General features: G+C 72.6%; 17 protein-coding genes. 7 read left to right on the forward strand and 10 right to left on the reverse strand.

Annotated features, from left to right (window positions below):
* Position 1 precedes the first annotated feature (1 nt).
* Entirely contained in the window at positions 2-946 is a 945-nt protein-coding gene (locus ACIBAI_RS14250) for a hypothetical protein (RefSeq protein ID WP_399034022.1), read from the reverse strand.
* A 79-nt stretch (positions 947-1,025) separates the two neighbouring features.
* Here ACIBAI_RS14250 and ACIBAI_RS14255 point away from each other — a divergent pair, with 79 nt between their 5' ends.
* The 4 genes from ACIBAI_RS14255 (at position 1,026) to recX (ending at position 4,871) form a co-directional block, all read left to right on the forward strand.
* On the forward strand, positions 1,026-1,220 hold the full coding sequence (locus ACIBAI_RS14255) for a DUF3046 domain-containing protein (protein ID WP_344607565.1): 195 nt from the start codon (positions 1,026-1,028) through the stop codon (positions 1,218-1,220).
* A gap of 60 nt (positions 1,221-1,280) precedes the next feature.
* Complete coding sequence (locus ACIBAI_RS14260; protein ID WP_399034024.1) at positions 1,281-2,555, forward strand: AI-2E family transporter; 1,275 nt, start codon at positions 1,281-1,283, stop codon at positions 2,553-2,555.
* A 252-nt stretch (positions 2,556-2,807) separates the two neighbouring features.
* Positions 2,808-3,932, forward strand: a complete 1,125-nt coding sequence (recA, locus tag ACIBAI_RS14265) for a recombinase RecA (protein ID WP_399034026.1) — start codon at positions 2,808-2,810, stop codon at positions 3,930-3,932.
* A gap of 3 nt (positions 3,933-3,935) precedes the next feature.
* The gene (recX, locus tag ACIBAI_RS14270; protein WP_399034028.1) at positions 3,936-4,871 is read left to right on the forward strand and encodes a recombination regulator RecX; all 936 of its coding nucleotides are present in this window, start codon (positions 3,936-3,938) and stop codon (positions 4,869-4,871) included.
* Between the two features lie 217 nt (positions 4,872-5,088).
* On the opposite strand, the gene ACIBAI_RS14275 is transcribed toward recX, so the two are convergent.
* From ACIBAI_RS14275 to ACIBAI_RS14310, 8 genes are all read right to left on the reverse strand, one after another.
* On the reverse strand, positions 5,089-5,490 hold the full coding sequence (locus tag ACIBAI_RS14275; RefSeq protein WP_399034030.1) for a rhodanese-like domain-containing protein: 402 nt from the start codon (positions 5,488-5,490) through the stop codon (positions 5,089-5,091).
* Positions 5,487-6,050, reverse strand: coding sequence for a cysteine dioxygenase (locus tag ACIBAI_RS14280; protein ID WP_399034032.1), 564 nt, complete (start codon positions 6,048-6,050; stop codon positions 5,487-5,489). The genes ACIBAI_RS14275 and ACIBAI_RS14280 overlap by 4 nt, the downstream gene beginning before the upstream one ends.
* 76 nt (positions 6,051-6,126) lie before the next feature.
* Positions 6,127-6,255: a putative leader peptide gene (locus ACIBAI_RS14285; protein ID WP_399034033.1), complete on the reverse strand. Its 129-nt coding sequence runs from the start codon at positions 6,253-6,255 to the stop codon at positions 6,127-6,129.
* A 134-nt stretch (positions 6,256-6,389) separates the two neighbouring features.
* The gene (locus tag ACIBAI_RS14290; RefSeq protein ID WP_399034035.1) at positions 6,390-8,003 is read right to left on the reverse strand and encodes an FAD-dependent monooxygenase; all 1,614 of its coding nucleotides are present in this window, start codon (positions 8,001-8,003) and stop codon (positions 6,390-6,392) included.
* A gap of 190 nt (positions 8,004-8,193) precedes the next feature.
* Positions 8,194-9,096 (reverse strand): amino acid ABC transporter permease, encoded by a 903-nt coding sequence (locus tag ACIBAI_RS14295; protein ID WP_399034037.1) that lies wholly within the window; start codon positions 9,094-9,096, stop codon positions 8,194-8,196.
* On the reverse strand, positions 9,093-9,758 hold the full coding sequence (locus tag ACIBAI_RS14300) for an amino acid ABC transporter permease (RefSeq protein ID WP_399034039.1): 666 nt from the start codon (positions 9,756-9,758) through the stop codon (positions 9,093-9,095). The genes ACIBAI_RS14295 and ACIBAI_RS14300 overlap by 4 nt, the downstream gene beginning before the upstream one ends.
* A gap of 83 nt (positions 9,759-9,841) precedes the next feature.
* Positions 9,842-10,687: a glutamate ABC transporter substrate-binding protein gene (locus ACIBAI_RS14305; protein WP_399034041.1), complete on the reverse strand. Its 846-nt coding sequence runs from the start codon at positions 10,685-10,687 to the stop codon at positions 9,842-9,844.
* Between the two features lie 85 nt (positions 10,688-10,772).
* Positions 10,773-11,549, reverse strand: coding sequence for an amino acid ABC transporter ATP-binding protein (locus tag ACIBAI_RS14310; RefSeq protein WP_399034043.1), 777 nt, complete (start codon positions 11,547-11,549; stop codon positions 10,773-10,775).
* 289 nt (positions 11,550-11,838) lie between these two features.
* Here ACIBAI_RS14310 and ACIBAI_RS14315 point away from each other — a divergent pair, with 289 nt between their 5' ends.
* Both ACIBAI_RS14315 and ACIBAI_RS14320 read left to right on the forward strand, forming a co-directional pair.
* On the forward strand, positions 11,839-12,525 hold the full coding sequence (locus ACIBAI_RS14315; RefSeq protein WP_344607543.1) for a response regulator transcription factor: 687 nt from the start codon (positions 11,839-11,841) through the stop codon (positions 12,523-12,525).
* Between the two features lie 9 nt (positions 12,526-12,534).
* Positions 12,535-13,941 (forward strand): sensor histidine kinase, encoded by a 1,407-nt coding sequence (locus ACIBAI_RS14320; RefSeq protein WP_399034045.1) that lies wholly within the window; start codon positions 12,535-12,537, stop codon positions 13,939-13,941.
* Here ACIBAI_RS14320 and ACIBAI_RS14325 read toward each other — a convergent pair.
* Positions 13,931-14,926 (reverse strand): TAXI family TRAP transporter solute-binding subunit, encoded by a 996-nt coding sequence (locus tag ACIBAI_RS14325; RefSeq protein WP_399034047.1) that lies wholly within the window; start codon positions 14,924-14,926, stop codon positions 13,931-13,933. The two genes, ACIBAI_RS14320 and ACIBAI_RS14325, sit on opposite strands and share 11 nt — an antisense overlap.
* 124 nt (positions 14,927-15,050) lie before the next feature.
* Between ACIBAI_RS14325 and ACIBAI_RS14330 the strand changes: the two genes are divergently transcribed.
* Entirely contained in the window at positions 15,051-15,458 is a 408-nt protein-coding gene (locus ACIBAI_RS14330; RefSeq protein WP_399034049.1) for a MazG nucleotide pyrophosphohydrolase domain-containing protein, read from the forward strand.
* Positions 15,459-15,573: the final 115 nt, after the last annotated feature.

A 15,573-nucleotide genomic window follows, 5' to 3' on the forward strand; every position in this document is an offset into this window, starting at 1 on the left:
GTCAGCCGAGGTCGCGGCCGTACGCCCGGAGGGTGCGCAGGGCCTCGACCGTCGCCATGGAGCGGGCCTCCGGGACGGGGGCCGGAGCCCGCCGGCGCCGGCGGGCGGGCCAGCCGCCGTCCTGCTGCTGCGCGGCGGCGAGGAAGTCCAGGGAGCGGTTCATCTCCGCGTCCGTGAACCACGCGCGCGCCAGGGAGCGCGGCGTCCTCGCGTAGTCGTGCGGGAGGCGGGGCTCGCCGGGGACGTCGCCGGGCGGGACGGGACCGGCGCCGAGGCGGTCCGGGTCCAGGACCGCGAGCCGCTGTTCGCGCACCAGACGCCCCAGGCGGTCGGCGGCCGCCTCCGCGCGCGGACGGTCGGGAGCGGAGTCCAGGAAGGCCACGGCGGCCTCGACCTCGTGCGGGCGGGCCGTCCGCAGCGACTCGACCGCCTGCCAGCAGAAGTCCGTGGCCCGGAACAGCCAGGCGTGCCACACCTCGTTGCGGTGCAGCAGGCCCACCACCGGGCCGGTGGCGAGGAGATCACCGGACGGGGCGCCGGCGCCCCGGGCGAAGGGGGCGGCCGGACAGCCGTCCCGGCCGGGCGGGAACGCCGGAAGGGCGCCGTCCGGCGTCGACACGGAGGTCAGGTAGCGGCACAGGCGCTCCACGCGCTGTCCGCCGCAGCGGCCGATGGAGTCCAGGACGCGCAGCGCGTGCACGGTGTGCAGGGGCCGGCTGTCCGGGCCGCGCAGATCGGGCTCCAGCGCGTGACCGTACCCGCCGTCCTCGTTGCGGTAGGCGTCCAGCGCCGTCTCCACCGGGTCCGCGTCGCCGCCCCGGAAGTGGTGCGCGAAGAGGCGCTGCTCCAGCACGCGTGCGGTGAGCCAGACGAAGTGCTCGGCACGCGCGAGCGGGGTGGACGCCGACGGCGTCGGGGGGAGCGCGGAAACTCCTGTTTCGGCCATGCGTCAGACCGTAGGGCGGAAAGCGCTCCCGGCGAGGGGCCCCGGCGCAGGCCCACCCCGGGGGCGGGATACTGGAGGCATGCGGTTGACGGTCTTCTGGCAGCGGATGGCGGACCATTTCGGTCCGGGCTACGCCGACACCTTCGCGCGCGATCACGTGATGTCGGAGCTCGGCGGGCGCACGGTGCTGGAGGCCCTGGACGCCGGCTGGGCGGCCAAGGACGTGTGGCGCGTGGTCTGCACGGTCATGAACGTGCCACAGGACAGGCGCTGATCGGTCACGAAGATCGCGGGACGGCCGCCGGCCGCCGGTGACGTGGGCGAGACTTGCACCGTGGCACCGACTGACGAGACCGGGCAGGCAGCCCCGCACACTTCCCCGTCCGGCACGACGCCGCCCGGCCCCCGGCCCCCGGCCCCCGGCACCGCCGGTCCGGACGCCCGGATGCCCCGCTGGCTGCCGCGCGCCCTGGTGCTCGCGCTCGCGCTCTACGCCGTGTTCCAGCTGGGCAGCTGGGCCTTCCACCAGCTCACCGGCCTGCTGATCAACATTCTCATCGCGTTCTTCCTGGCCCTCGCCATCGAGCCCGCGGTGAGCTGGATGGCCGCGCGCGGTCTGCGCCGGGGGCTGGCCACCGGCATCGTCTTCCTGGCCGTGATGATCGCGTCCGCGGGCTTCGTCACCCTGCTCAGCTCCATGCTCGCGGGCCAGATCATCACGATGGTCGAGAACTTCCCGGCCTACCTCGACTCCGTCATCAACTGGGTCAACATCCACTTCAACACCGAGCTGCGCCGGGTGGACGTCCAGGAGGGCCTACTCCGCTCGGACTGGCTGCGCACCTACGTGCAGAACAGCGCCACCGGCGTCCTGGACGTGTCCGCGCAGGTCCTCGGCGGCCTCTTCCAGCTGCTGACGGTCACGCTGTTCTCCTTCTACTTCGCCGCCGACGGTCCGCGGCTGCGCCGCGCGCTGTGCTCCGTGCTGCCGCCCGCCCGGCAGGCGGAGGTGCTGCGCGCGTGGGAGATCGCCGTCAACAAGACCGGCGGTTATCTGTACTCGCGCGGTCTGATGGCGCTGATCTCCGGCATAGCGCACTACGTCCTGCTGCAGGTCCTGGAGGTGCCCTACGCGCCCGTGCTCGCCGTGTGGGTGGGGCTGGTGTCGCAGTTCATCCCCACCATCGGCACCTATCTCGCGGGCGCCCTGGCCATGCTGATCGCCTTCACGGTCGATCCCTGGTACGCGCTGTGGGTGCTGATCTTCGTCGTGGTCTACCAGCAGTTCGAGAACTACGTGCTGCAGCCCAAGCTGACCTCGAAGACCGTCGACATCCATCCTGCGGTCGCCTTCGGCTCGGTCATCGCGGGCACCGCCCTGCTCGGTGCCGTCGGCGCGCTGATCGCCATCCCCGCGGTGGCCACGCTGCAGGCGTTCCTGGGGGCGTACGTGAAGCGGTACGCCGTCACGGACGATCCCCGCGTCCACGGGCACCGGGGAGGGGGACGGGGGCCGGGCGCCGGCCTGCTCACGCGCACCCGGCGGCTGTGGGGGCGGCGGCCGCAGACGCCGCCGGGGCCGGCGGACCCCGGCGGGACGCCCTCCTGACGTCCCCGCACCGCCGCAGCACCGCGGCGGTGCGGACGGGGCTTCCGCGCGCCGTGTGACGCACTTGACACAAAAATCGAACATCTATTCTTATGAAGGCTCCGGCATGGCTGACGAGGGCGTTTCGCCGCGGTTCTGGTGGAGATATGCCCGAGTTATCCACAGGCCGGCCTGCGTCGGGGCGCATTGTCAGTGGCAGGCGTTAGCGTCTTTGACGTGAAGCGATCGACTCAAGCAAACCGGGTGGAACCCATGGCAGGAACCGACCGCGAGAAGGCCCTGGACGCCGCACTCGCACAGATTGAACGGCAATTCGGCAAGGGCGCGGTCATGCGCATGGGCGAGCGCTCGCAGGAGCCCATCGAGGTCATCCCGACCGGGTCGACCGCGCTCGACGTGGCCCTGGGCGTGGGCGGCCTGCCGCGCGGCCGTGTGGTGGAGGTCTACGGCCCGGAGTCCTCCGGCAAGACCACCCTGACCCTGCACGCCGTGGCCAACGCGCAGAAGGCGGGCGGCACGGTCGCCTTCGTGGACGCGGAGCACGCCCTCGACCCCGAGTACGCCAAGAAGCTCGGCGTCGACATCGACCAGCTGATCCTCTCCCAGCCGGACAACGGCGAGCAGGCGCTGGAGATCGTCGACATGCTGGTCCGCTCCGGCGCCCTCGACCTCATCGTCATCGACTCCGTCGCCGCGCTCGTCCCGCGCGCGGAGATCGAGGGTGAGATGGGCGACAGCCACGTGGGTCTGCAGGCCCGCCTGATGAGCCAGGCCCTCCGGAAGATCACCGGTGCGCTCAACCAGTCCAAGACCACCGCGATCTTCATCAACCAGCTCCGCGAGAAGGTCGGCGTGATGTTCGGCTCGCCGGAGACCACGACCGGTGGCCGCGCGCTGAAGTTCTACGCCTCGGTGCGCCTGGACATCCGCCGTATCGAGACCCTGAAGGACGGCACGGAGGCGGTCGGCAACCGCACCCGGGTCAAGGTCGTCAAGAACAAGGTCGCGCCGCCCTTCAAGCAGGCCGAGTTCGACATCCTCTACGGCCAGGGCATCAGCCGCGAGGGCGGCCTGATCGACATGGGCGTGGAACACGGCTTCGTCCGCAAGGCCGGCGCCTGGTACACCTACGAGGGCGACCAGCTCGGCCAGGGCAAGGAGAACGCGCGCAACTTCCTGAAGGACAACCCCGACCTGGCCAACGAGATCGAGAGGAAGATCAAGGAGAAGCTGGGCGTCGGCGTGCGGCCCGAGGAGCCGGCCGCCGAGCCGGACACGGACGCCGCGGTCGCCGCCGCTCCGGCCGAGACCGCCGCGGCGGTGCCCGCACCGGCGGCCAAGGCGGTCAAGTCCAAGGCCGCGGCAGCCAAGAGCTGACCCGTGACACGACGAACCGACTGGGCCGAGTACGCCTACCCGGACGCCGCCGTGCGCGCGCACGCCGGGGCGGGCGGCACCGGCTCCGCCGGGGCGGGCGGTGCCGGTCAGGACGACGCCGGCTCCGCCGGGGCGGGAGACGGCGCGTACGGGGGAGACGTGCCGCGCGGCGCGGGCCGGGGACACGGCCGCGCGGCGCCGTACGGCACGGACGAGCGGTACGGGACGCGCGGCGACGAGCCGGACGGCGGACCGTGGCCGGACGGCGGCGCGGAGCGCGGCGCCGGTTCCGCGGGCGGCGGCTCGCCGCGGCGGGGCGGCGCCGGGCTCCGTGGCGCGGACGGCCCACGCGCAGACCGCCGGCGCGGCCGTGGGGAACCGTCCGGAGAGGACGGAGGCGCCCCCTCCTCGTCGAGGGCCGAGGAGGCGGGGTCTCCGGGGGACCCGGTGGAGCAGGCACGGGCGATCTGCCTGCGCCTGCTCACCGGGACCCCGCGCACGCGGAAGCAGCTCGCGGACGCGCTGCGCAAGCGGCAGATCCCGGACGACGCCGCCGAGGAGGTGCTGTCGCGGTTCGAAGAGGTCGGCCTGATCGACGACGGTGCCTTCGCGGACGCCTGGGTGGAGTCCCGGCACCACGGCCGCGGACTGGCCCGGCGCGCCCTCGCCCGGGAACTGCGGACCAAGGGCGTCGACGCGACGCTGATCGACGCGGCCGTCGCCCGGCTGGACTCCGAGCAGGAGGAGGCGACCGCGCGCGAACTCGTCGCCCGCAAGCTGCGGGCCACCCGCGGCCTCGACCGCGACAAGCGCCTGCGCCGCCTCGCCGGCATGCTCGCCCGCAAGGGCTACTCCGAGGGCATGGCCCTGCGCGTGGTCCGGCAGGCGCTGGAGGAGGAGGGCGAGGACACGGAGTTCCCGCAGGACGAGGGGTTCTGAACGGTTCCGCGCGGACACGGGCATTCCCGACGAGGACACGTGTCGCGCATGCCGGGGCGCGCTCCCGTGCGGGCGTGCGCGGTGCGGACCGGGGGCGGCTTCCGCCGGCCCCTCCTCAGCACCGGGGCCAACGCGGACACGGCACCGCTGCACCGCCCTCCGGGCCTGGACACGGTGCCGTTCCCGGGCGACCGCACGACGCCGGAGCGCCGGGGTTCTACGCCGCAACCGGCAGTCCCGCCGCTCGCCACGCCTGGAACCCACCGGCCAGATCGGTCGCCCGGTGCAGGCCCAGCCGGTGCAGGGACTCCGCCGCCAGGCTGGAGGCGTAGCCCTCGTTGCAGATCACGACGACGCGCAGGTCGTGGCTGGTGGCCTCGGGGACGCGGTGGCTGCCTCGGGGGTCCAGCCGCCACTCCAGTTCGTTGCGCTCGATCACCAGGGCGCCCGGGATCAGGCCGTCCCGTTCGCGCAGCGCGGCGTACCGGATGTCCACGAGCAGCGCCTCGCCCGCCCGGGCGGCCTCGTACGCCTCGCGGGGCCCGATCCGCGCGTAGCCGGCGCGTACGCGTTCCAGCAGCTCGTCGATGCCGACGGGCCGTTCACCCGTGCCGCTCACCGCCAGTCCTCGGGGCGCTCGACCTGCTCCAGGCGCAGAATCCGCCCGCTGCGGCTGTAGCGGCGGATCCGCGGGAGGGGCGGGTGGTAGGCGTGGACGGAGACGGCGTGCCGGTCGGGGGACTCGTTGAGCACCTCGTGGACATGGTGCCGGCCGAAGGCGCGGCCGCTCCCGGCCGGCAGCCGGCGTTCCCGGTCCACGCCGTCGGTGAGCTCCAGGGTCTTCCAGCCGTCGGTGGGCAGCCGGGCGGCGAGCGAGTTCTCCCTCAGCTCCCCCGACGCGGTCACGAACGCGCCGACCGAGTCGGCGTGGTCGTGCCAGCCGGTGCCCGTGCCGGGCGGCCAGCCGATCAGCCAGGCCTCGCTGCCGCCGGGCCCCTCCAGCCGTACCCAGGTGCGGCCCCGCGGGTCGAGCGGGAGCGAGGCGATCAGCTCGGCGTCGGCGGCGGCACGCCGTACGAAGTCGAGCAGGTCGGCCTGATCGGGCGGGGGAACGGAGGCGGCAGCGGCGGAGGACGCCGCAGGGGATGCGGTGGTGGACGCGGCGGGAGAGGCAGACACGGGTACCGTCCTGAGGAGTGTTCGCGAAGGGCGCGCGAGGATGCGGGAGCAGAGCGCGCGGGGGAGCGATGCGAGTTCAGCAGGACGGGCGACACACGCAGCCCGCGTAGCGGACGAGGTCCATGTGGACCCTCCGCCACAGGCGCACGCAGGTGTCGATCACGATCCGGAGTACACCACGCCGGTGCCCACCGGTCAAACCCATCGGCACCGGGCGGACGGCGCCGTCACCGTACGGATCACATGGCCTCGCCCCGCCGCGCGGCCGACGCGGTGCCGGTGCGCACGTCCCCGACGGGTCCCCGGCGCCCGTTCCGCGGCCGCCTCTCACCCGCTCCTTCAGTGCGTTCCGGCGCCCGCCCCGGCCTCCGCCTCCTCGGCCGTCCGCCCGGCCCCGCCCAGTGCGGCCTCCGCCGCCGCGTGCAGGTCGGCGGGGCGCACCCCGCTCAGCGCCGTGACCAGGTGGCCGTCGGGCCGTACCAGCAGCACCGTGTGGGCGGCCGCGCCCGGGTAGCTCTCGGCGACCAGCAGCTCGGCGGGGCGCGGCAGCGAGTCCACCGCGGCGGCCAGCCGGGGCATGATGCCGGCGCTCGCCCAGTGCCTGCGCTCCCACACCCCTGTGCCCGGCGCGACCAGCACCACCAGCAGCGCCCCGCGGCCGAGCCGGTCCCGCAGCCGTACGAAGGAGCCGTCCTCCGCCGTGACCACGACGTCCGCGACGGGCCAGCCGGGCGGTGTCTCGACGGGGACCTCCCCTTCGAGGCGCGGAGGCATCAGCGGCGAGTCGGCGTACGCCCCCGGCGCGCCCAGCGACCCGCGCCCCAGGTGACCGTCGGTGAGCAGCGCGTCGTGCCCGCGGGCGGAGCCGGGCACCACCGACCGCAGCCCTTTGCCGCCGCGCAGCAGCGGCAGCGCCTGGTCGGCGGCGCGCAGCCGGGCGGCGACGACCGCGCGCCGTTCGGTCTGGTAGCTGTCGAGCAGCGCCTCGTGCGGCCCGTGGTGCCAGGCGAGCGCCAGCTTCCAGGCGAGGTTGTCGGCGTCCCGGAGTCCTTCGTCGAGGCCCTGGGTGCCCAGCGCGCCGAGCAGGTGCGCGGCGTCCCCGGCGAGGAACACCCGGCCGACCCGCCAGCGGCGGGCCAGGCGGTGGTGGACGGTGTGGACGCCGGTGTCCACCAGCTCGTACGGCGGGACCGAGCCGCCGGTCCAGCCGGCCAGCGTCTCGCGGATCCGGGCCACCACCAGTTCGGGCGTGACCAGGTCCTTGCCCGGCGGCAGCAGCCAGTCCACCCGCCAGACGCCGTCCGGGAGGGGACGGGCGGTGATCTCCCCGGCCGACGGGCCGGACGTCCGCCACGGCGGCGCCCGGTGCAGCAACGCCTGGTCCTGCCAGGGGAGTTCCGTGCGCAGCGCGGCGACGGCGTGCCGCTCCACCGCCGTACGGCCGGGGAAGCGGATGTCCTGGAGCTTGCGCACGGTGGAGCGGGGGCCGTCGCAGCCGACCAGGTAACTGCCGCGCCACCAGGTGCCCTTGGGGCCGCGCGTGCGGGCAGTGACGCCGGAGGCCTCCTGCTCGACTCCGTCCAGGCGGCTGTCCACGGCGATCCTCACCAGGGGTTCGCGGGCCAGGGCCGCGCGCAGGGCGCCGGTCAGGACGTGCTGGGCGATGTGCAGGGGAGCGGGGTCGGTGTCGTCGAACGCGATCTCGCGCATCACCTGCCTGCGCCGCATCGACCGCCATCCGGCCCAGCGGAACCCGGCCCGCGTCAGCGGTACGCCGCTGAGCCGCTGCACGAGGGCGGCGGTGTCCTCGTGCAGGACGACGGTGCGCGCGGGACGGGGCTCGTCCGTGCCCGGCCCCTCGTCGAGGAGGACGCACGGCACCTCCTGACGCGCCAGCGCCAGGGCGAGCGTGAGCCCGACGGGCCCCGCTCCGGCGATGATCACCGGGTCCACGGTGCGGCGCCCCCTGCCCGCGGCGGCGTCCTGGTGAGGAACGTGGATGAACAGGAAGTCGGAGCAGGGTGCACGATCACAGAACGTATGCAACCCATTGCCGCAGCTCGCGTCAAGCGAAGGAGGCAGTGGCGATCATGCCCACTGCCTCCCGAGTCCCTGCCGTCCCGTCCGGCGGCCTGATCCGCCGTCAGGTCGTCTTCTGCAGCTCCTCGTGCTCGCCGGGGGCCGCGAGTTCCTCGACCGCGCCGGCGCCGACCACCGCGCCCGTCGACTTCTTGCCCCGTCGCAGCCGGCCCTCCAGCCAGCTAGCGAAGGACGTGAGCGAGAAGTTGATCACGATGAAGATCACGGACACGACGGTGAAGCTGGCGATGACGTTGGCGCCGTAGTAGCCGCTCATCGTGTTGGCCGACGAGAGCAGTTCCGGGAAGGTGAGGACGGCGCCGCCGAGGGCGGTGTCCTTCACGATCACGACGAGTTGGCTGACGATGGCCGGGAGCATCGCGGTGACCGCCTGCGGCAGCAGGATCAGCCGCATCACCTGGTTCTTGCGCAGGCCGATCGCCGCCGCCGCCTCGGACTGTCCCCTGGGCAGCGACAGGATGCCCGCCCGGACGATCTCCGCGAGGACCGAGGCGTTGTACAGCACCAGACCGGTGACGACCGCGTACAGCGGGCGGTCGTCGGAGCTGACGTCGGTGTACTCGGCGAACAGGGCGAGGCCGAAGATCATCAGGACCAGCACCGGGATGGCCCGGAAGAACTCGACCACGACCGCGGCCGGCACCCGGATCCAGACGTGGTCCGACAGCCGGGCGATGCCGAGGACGGCGCCGAGCGGCAACGCGATGATCATCGCGAGCGCGGCGGCCTTCAGGGTGTTCTCCAGGCCCGGCCAGATGTAGGTGGACCAGGCCTCGCCGCTCGTGAAGAACGGCTCCCACAGGACCCATTCCAGCTGGCCCTTGTCCTTGAGCGTGCCGAACACCCACCACAGCAGGGCCGCGAGGGCGACCACGAAGACCACGGTGAGGACGATGTTCCGCCGCTTGGCGCGGGGGCCCTGGGCGTCGTACAGAACGGAGCTCATCGCTTCACCGCCACCTTCTTGCCCACCCAGCCGAGGACCAGGCCGGTCGGCAGCGTCAGAACCACGAAGCCGAACGCGATGACCGTGGAGATCAGCAGCAGCTGCGCCTCGTTCTCGACCATCTCCTTCATCAGCACCGCCGCCTCGGCGACGCCGATCGCGGCGGCCACGGTGGTGTTCTTGATGAGCGCGATGAGCACGTTCGCCAGCGGGCCGACGGACGAGCGGAACGCCTGGGGCAGCACCACCAGACCCAGTACCTGGCGGAAGCTGAGACCGATCGCGCGGGCCGCCTCCGCCTGCCCGACCGGCACCGTGTTGATGCCGGAGCGCAGCGCCTCGCACACGAAGGCCGAGGTGTAGAGCGCCAGACCGAGGACGGCGAGCCGGAAGTTGATCGTCTCGACCCTGTCCGCGCCGAGAGAGACCCCCAGCGTCTGGTTCAGGCCCAGCGAGGTGAACAGGATGATGACGGTGAGCGGGATGTTCCGCACGGTGTTCACGTACGCGGTGCCGAAACCGCGCATCAGCGGCACCGGGCTGACGCGCATGGCGGCCAGCAGAGTGCCCCAGATCAGGGAGCCGACGGCCGACAGCACGGCGAGCTGCACTGTCGTCCAGAAGGCTCCCAGCAGGTCGTAATCTCCAAGAAAGTCGAACACGATCTCCCGCGCTTCCGCGTGTAGGGATACCCGCCCCGGTGCGCCTCCCTCGCCCGGGACGGCGCACCCTGTCAGGCGCTGCCTCAGCTCTTGATGTCGCCGATCTTCGGCGCGGGCTCGTACTTGTAGTCGGCCGGGCCGAAGTTGTCCTTCACGGCCTTCTCCCAGGAGCCGTCGGAGACCATGGCCTCCAGCGCGTCGTTGATCTTCGCCTTGAGGTCGCTGCCCTTCTTGACGCCGATGCCGTAGTTCTCGTTGGTCATCTTGAAACCGCCGAGCTTGAACTTGCCCTTGAACTGCGCCTGGGCGGCGTAACCGGCGAGGATCGAGTCGTCGGTGGTGAGCGCGTCGATGGCGCCGTTCTGCAGACCGGGCAGGCAGGCCGAGTACGTCGGGTACGGCTGCAGCTGGGCCTTGGGCGCCAGCTTGTCCTTGATGTTCTGCGCCGAGGTCGAGCCGGTCACCGAACACAGCTTCTTGTCGTTCAGGTCCTCCGGCGACTTGATGGAGTCGTCGTCGGCGCGGATCAGCACGTCCTGGTGGGCCAGCAGGTACGGGCCGGCGAAGTCGACCTTCTCCTGGCGCTCCGGGGTGATCGAGTAGGTCGCGGCGATGAAGTCGACGTCACCGCGCTGCAGCATGGTCTCGCGGTCGGCGCTCTTCGACTCCTTCCACTCGATCTGGTCCTCGCTGTAGCCGAGCTTCTTGGCGACGTACGTGGCGACGTCGACGTCGAAGCCGGCGTAGCCCTGCGGGGTCTTCTGGCCGAGGCCGGGCTGGTCGAACTTGATGCCGATGGCGATCTTCTTGCCGCCGCCGGAGCCGGAGCCGGAGCCGTTGTCGTCGCCGTCCCCGGAGCCGCACGCGGTGGCGGTGAGGGCGAGCACGAGCACGGTGGCCGAGGCGGCGGTGACCTTGCGGAGCTTCATGGTGCACATCCTTGGGTGATGAAGAGACGAGGGCCGTCGGTGACGGATCCGTGCGGGCGGTCGGACGACGGATCGGGACGGACGGTCAGTGGTGCAGGATCTTCGACAGGAAGTCCTTGGCGCGGTCACTGCGCGGATTGCTGAAGAACTGGTCCGGCGTGGCCTGTTCGACGATGCGGCCGTCCGCCATGAAGACCACGCGGTTGGCGGCCGAGCGGGCGAACCCCATCTCGTGGGTGACGACGATCATGGTCATGCCGTCGCGGGCGAGCTGCTGCATGACCTCCAGGACCTCGTTGATCATCTCCGGGTCGAGAGCCGACGTCGGCTCGTCGAAGAGCATGACCTTCGGGTCCATGGCCAGCGCCCGGGCGATGGCGACGCGCTGCTGCTGGCCGCCCGAGAGCTGTGCGGGGTACTTGTCCGCCTGCGTGGCGACGCCGACCCGGTCGAGCAGGGCGCGGGCCTTCTCCTCGGCCTTCCGCTTGTCGGCCTTGCGGACCTTGACCTGGCCCAGGGTCACGTTCTCCAGCACGGTCTTGTGCGCGAAGAGGTTGAAGGACTGGAAGACCATGCCGACGTCGGCGCGCAGCCGGGCCAGCTCCTTGCCCTCGTGGGGCAGCGGCTTGCCGTCGATCGTGATCGAGCCCGAGTCGATCGTCTCCAGACGGTTGATGGTGCGGCACAGGGTGGACTTCCCGGACCCGGAGGGTCCGATGACCACGACGACCTCGCCGCGGGCGATCGTCAGATCGATGTCCTGGAGTACGTGCAACGCGCCGAAGTGCTTGTTGACGCTCTTCAGGACGACCAGCTCGTCGGTCGCGGCCACATCCTTCTCGGCCACCGATACTTCGGTCATCGCTCTCAGGCTCCGTCCTCCTCGGTTTCCGGAGGACAGTAGTAACGCGTTGCGACCTGCGTCATTACATCTGAGGGGAATCTGAGCATCACGATCCGATAGCAATCGGACACATGTCGTAGCACTTGTGAGCAGGGCGCATATCGGCCGGATAACGGAACCGGCGAGCAACCGGAACCCTCTTGACGCCGTCCTCTTCCATCAGCGTGACTGCACGAGGAACACGCGCGCGTGCACACCGATGTGTACACGTCCCGATCGTACGACCGATGAACCGAAGGGGGCCCGGATGAGACTGCTGCTCGTCGAGGACGACAACCACGTCGCCGCCGCCCTGTCGGCGGTCCTGGCGCGGCACGGGTTCGACGTCACGCACGCGCGCAGCGGTGAGGAGGCCCTCCAGGCACTCGTCCCCGAGGGCAACGGCTTCGGCGTCGTCCTCCTCGACCTGGGCCTGCCCGACCAGGACGGCTACGAGGTCTGCAGCAAGATCCGCAAGCGGACCAGCACCCCGGTGATCATGGTCACCGCCCGCTCCGACGTCCGCTCCCGCATCCACGGCCTCAACCTCGGCGCCGACGACTACGTGGTCAAGCCGTACGACACCGGAGAGCTGCTCGCCCGGATCCACGCCGTCAGCCGGCGCACCGTCCACGAGGACGCCCCGGGGGCCGACGGGACCGTGGTGCGCCTCGGCCCCGTCCGCATCGAGCTGCCGACGCGCCAGGTCAGCGTGGACGGTTCGGTCGTCCAGCTCACCCGCAAGGAGTTCGACCTGCTGGCCCTGCTCGCCCAGCGGCCCGGGGTGGTCTTCCGGCGGGAGCAGATCATCAGCGAGGTCTGGCGCACCAGCTGGGAGGGGACCGGGCGCACCCTGGAGGTGCATGTGGCGTCCCTGCGCGCCAAGCTGCGCATGCCGGCGCTCATCGAGACCGTACGCGGCGTGGGTTACCGCCTCGTCGCCCCGGGCTCGTAGCGGGTCCGGGTGCGCACGCGTCTCCTGCCGCTGCTCATCGTCCTGATGGCGGCCGTGCTGCTCGCGCTCGGCATCCCGCTCGCCGCCAGCGTCGCGGCGGCCCAGCAGCAGAAGGTCGTCGTCGACCGGATCGACGACACCGCGCGCTTCGCCGCGCTCGCCCAGTACGTCACCGACTCCCCCTACGGCTCCAGGACCACCAGCCCCGACGAGCGCCTGGAGACCCTGCGCAGCGAGCTGGCCAGCTACTACGAGGTCTACGGCATCCGGGCGGGCGTCTTCTACCGCAACGACGTGCGCATGGCCAACGCGCCGGAGGACTGGTTCCTGCCCGAGCACGGCGAGGTGCGCGCGGCCTTCGACGAGGCGCTGCTCAGCCGCCGCAGCCACGATCCGGAACAGGTGTGGCCCTGGCAGCGCAGCCGCCTCGTCGTCGCCTCGCCGGTCATCCGGGACGGGGACGTCGTCGCGGTCGTCGTGACGGACTCGCCCACCGGGCCGATGCGGTCGCGGATCCTGCACGGCTGGCTGGTCATCGGCGCGGGCGAGGCCGGCGCGATGCTGCTGGCCGTCGGCGCCGCGCTGCGGCTGACCGGCTGGGTGCTCAAACCGGTACGGGTGCTGGACGCCACCACCCACGACATCGCCACCGGGCGGCTCAAGTCCCGGGTCGCGGCCACCGGGGGCCCGCCGGAACTCAGGCGCCTGGCCCGGTCGTTCAACGAGATGGCGGACAACGTGGAGAGCGTGCTGGAGCAGCAGCGCGCCTTCGTCGCCGACGCCTCGCACCAGTTGCGCAACCCGCTGGCGGCGCTGCTGCTGCGCATCGAGCTGCTCGCCCTCGAACTGCCCGAGGGCAACGAGGAGATCGCCTCGGTACAGGCCGAGGGCAAGCGCCTGGCGCGGGTCCTGGACGACCTGCTCGACCTGGCCCTGGCCGAGCACACCGAGGCCGACCTGGGACTCATCGACATCGGCGCCCTCGCCGCCGAACGGGTGGCGGCCTGGGCGCCCACCGCCGCGGCCAAGGGCGTCCGGCTGGTGGGGAGCTGCCCGGCGACCACGGCGTGGGCCGACCCGGTGGCGCTGTCCAGCGCCCTGGACGCGGTCATCGACAACGCGGTCAAGTTCACGCCCGAGGACGGGACCGTGACGGTGGCCGTCGCCTCCAACGGCGCCACCTCGACCGTCGTCGTCACCGACGACGGCCCCGGCCTGACCGACGAGGAGCTCGCCCGCGTCGGCGACCGCTTCTGGCGCAGCGGCCGCCACCAGAACGTCAAGGGCTCCGGCCTCGGCCTGTCCATCTGCCGCGCACTGCTCGCCGCGGGCGGCGGCTCGATCGCCTACGACCACCACGAGCCGCGCGGGCTGAAGGTGACCGTGGCCGTGCCCCGCAACGGTCCTACGGCTTGACCGAGCGGTAGTAGCGCCGGGCGCCGTCGTGCAGGGCGAGCGGCTGGGTGTAGATCGCGGTGCGCACGTCCACCAGCTGCGCCGAGTGCACGTGGGCGCCGATGCCGTCCCGGCTCCTGATCACGGTCCGGGTCAGCCACTCGGTGAGCCGGGGATCGGTGTCCTCGCGGGTCATCAGCAGGTTGGACACCGCGAGCGTCGGCACGGCGGAACCGTTCTGCACGGCGGGGTAGGCCGACTCCGGCATCTGCGTGGCGCGGTAGTGGCGGGTGGCGCCGCCCTGCTCGTGCAGTTCGGCGACGAGGTCGGCGCCGATCGGCACGAACCGCAGACCGGAGGTCTCGGCGACGCGCTTGAGCCCGTCCGTCGGCAGCCCGCCCGACCAGAAGAACGCGTCCAGCCCGTGGCCGAGCCGCTCGGGTCCGGTGTCGATGCCGTCGGACCGGGGCGTGATGTCCTTCTCCGGGTCGATGCCCGCCGCCCTGAGCACCCGGTCGGCGATCAGCCGGACCCCCGAGTCCGGCAGCCCGACCGCCACCCGCTTGCCGCGCAGGTCCTCCACGGACCGGATGTCCGAGTCCGCCGGGACGGCGAGCTGCACGTAGTCGTCGTACAGGCGGGCGACACCGCGCAGCCGGCCGGCGCCGGGCCGGCCGTCGAGCGCGTACGTCTGCACCGCGTCGGCCGCGGCGATCGTGAAGTCGGCCTTCCCGGTCGCCACGCGCTCGACGTTCTCCTGCGACCCCGCGCTGGTCAGCAGCCGCACCCTCAGGTCCGGCATGTCCTCGGCGAGAGCGGTGCGCAGCCGTTCGCCGTACTCCTGGTAGACGCCGGCGCGCGTTCCCGTGCTGAACGTGATCGTCCCGCTCGGCGGCTTCTCGCCCAGCGGCAGCAGCCACCACAGCAGCAGCCCGAGCGCGACGGCGCCGGCGGCCGCGCCCTGCAGGGCCCGGCGCCCGCCGATCCGGGGGAACACCTTGGACATGCGCGCGATCCTGCCAGGTGGGGCGGGGAGCTGACCAGGGCGGGACCGGACGCGGGCCGTGGGCGGGGCAGGGGCGCCGCGGCCGGGGGCGAAGGCCGCCGGCCGCGGTCGTTACAGTCGGCGCATGAGTTCCTCACCCGCCGAACTGGTCCGCGCCTTCCACCTCGCCTTCGGGCTGGACGTCCGCAGCACGCCCACGCGGGTCCCGCCGGAGGTGGCGGCCCACCGCGCGGAGCTGCTCGCCGAGGAGGCCGCCGAGGTCGCCGAGGTCTCCGTCACCGGCCCGCTGGACCGGCTGGCGCACGAACTCGCCGACGTCGTCTACGTCGCGTACGGCACCGCCCTCGTCCACGGCATCGACCTCGACGCGGTGATCGCCGAGGTCCACCGCTCCAACATGACCAAGCGGGGTCCCGACGGCCAGATCGCCCGCCGCCCCGACGGCAAGGTCCTCAAGGGCGAGCACTACGAGGCGCCGGACGTGGCGGGGGTGCTGCGCCGGCAGGGGTGGACACCGGGCGGGGACGCCTGACGCCGGGCCGCGGCGGGGCCGCCGACGGCAGCCGCGTACGCCGGGCGGTGGCCTGCCGGCGGCCGCGGCCGCCGTACGCGCACCGGCCGCGACCCGCGTGGGCCGTACGGCCGCC

The organism is Streptomyces sp. NPDC051041, from assembly GCF_044456065.1.
Taxonomy (GTDB): domain Bacteria; phylum Actinomycetota; class Actinomycetes; order Streptomycetales; family Streptomycetaceae; genus Streptomyces; species Streptomyces glaucus.

What these genes read in the sequence shown, in the direction of transcription:
- ACIBAI_RS14250 (WP_399034022.1), bottom strand. Translation starts at nt 946, where the DNA reads ATGGCCGAAACAGGAGTTTCCGCGCTCCCCCCGACGCCGTCGGCGTCC.
- ACIBAI_RS14255 (WP_344607565.1), top strand. Translation starts at nt 1,026, where the DNA reads ATGCGGTTGACGGTCTTCTGGCAGCGGATGGCGGACCATTTCGGTCCG.
- recA (WP_399034026.1), top strand. Translation starts at nt 2,808, where the DNA reads ATGGCAGGAACCGACCGCGAGAAGGCCCTGGACGCCGCACTCGCACAG.
- ACIBAI_RS14285 (WP_399034033.1), bottom strand. Translation starts at nt 6,255, where the DNA reads ATGGGTTTGACCGGTGGGCACCGGCGTGGTGTACTCCGGATCGTGATC.
- ACIBAI_RS14295 (WP_399034037.1), bottom strand. Translation starts at nt 9,096, where the DNA reads ATGAGCTCCGTTCTGTACGACGCCCAGGGCCCCCGCGCCAAGCGGCGG.
- ACIBAI_RS14305 (WP_399034041.1), bottom strand. Translation starts at nt 10,687, where the DNA reads ATGAAGCTCCGCAAGGTCACCGCCGCCTCGGCCACCGTGCTCGTGCTC.
- ACIBAI_RS14310 (WP_399034043.1), bottom strand. Translation starts at nt 11,549, where the DNA reads ATGACCGAAGTATCGGTGGCCGAGAAGGATGTGGCCGCGACCGACGAG.
- ACIBAI_RS14315 (WP_344607543.1), top strand. Translation starts at nt 11,839, where the DNA reads ATGAGACTGCTGCTCGTCGAGGACGACAACCACGTCGCCGCCGCCCTG.
- ACIBAI_RS14325 (WP_399034047.1), bottom strand. Translation starts at nt 14,926, where the DNA reads ATGTCCAAGGTGTTCCCCCGGATCGGCGGGCGCCGGGCCCTGCAGGGC.
- ACIBAI_RS14330 (WP_399034049.1), top strand. Translation starts at nt 15,051, where the DNA reads ATGAGTTCCTCACCCGCCGAACTGGTCCGCGCCTTCCACCTCGCCTTC.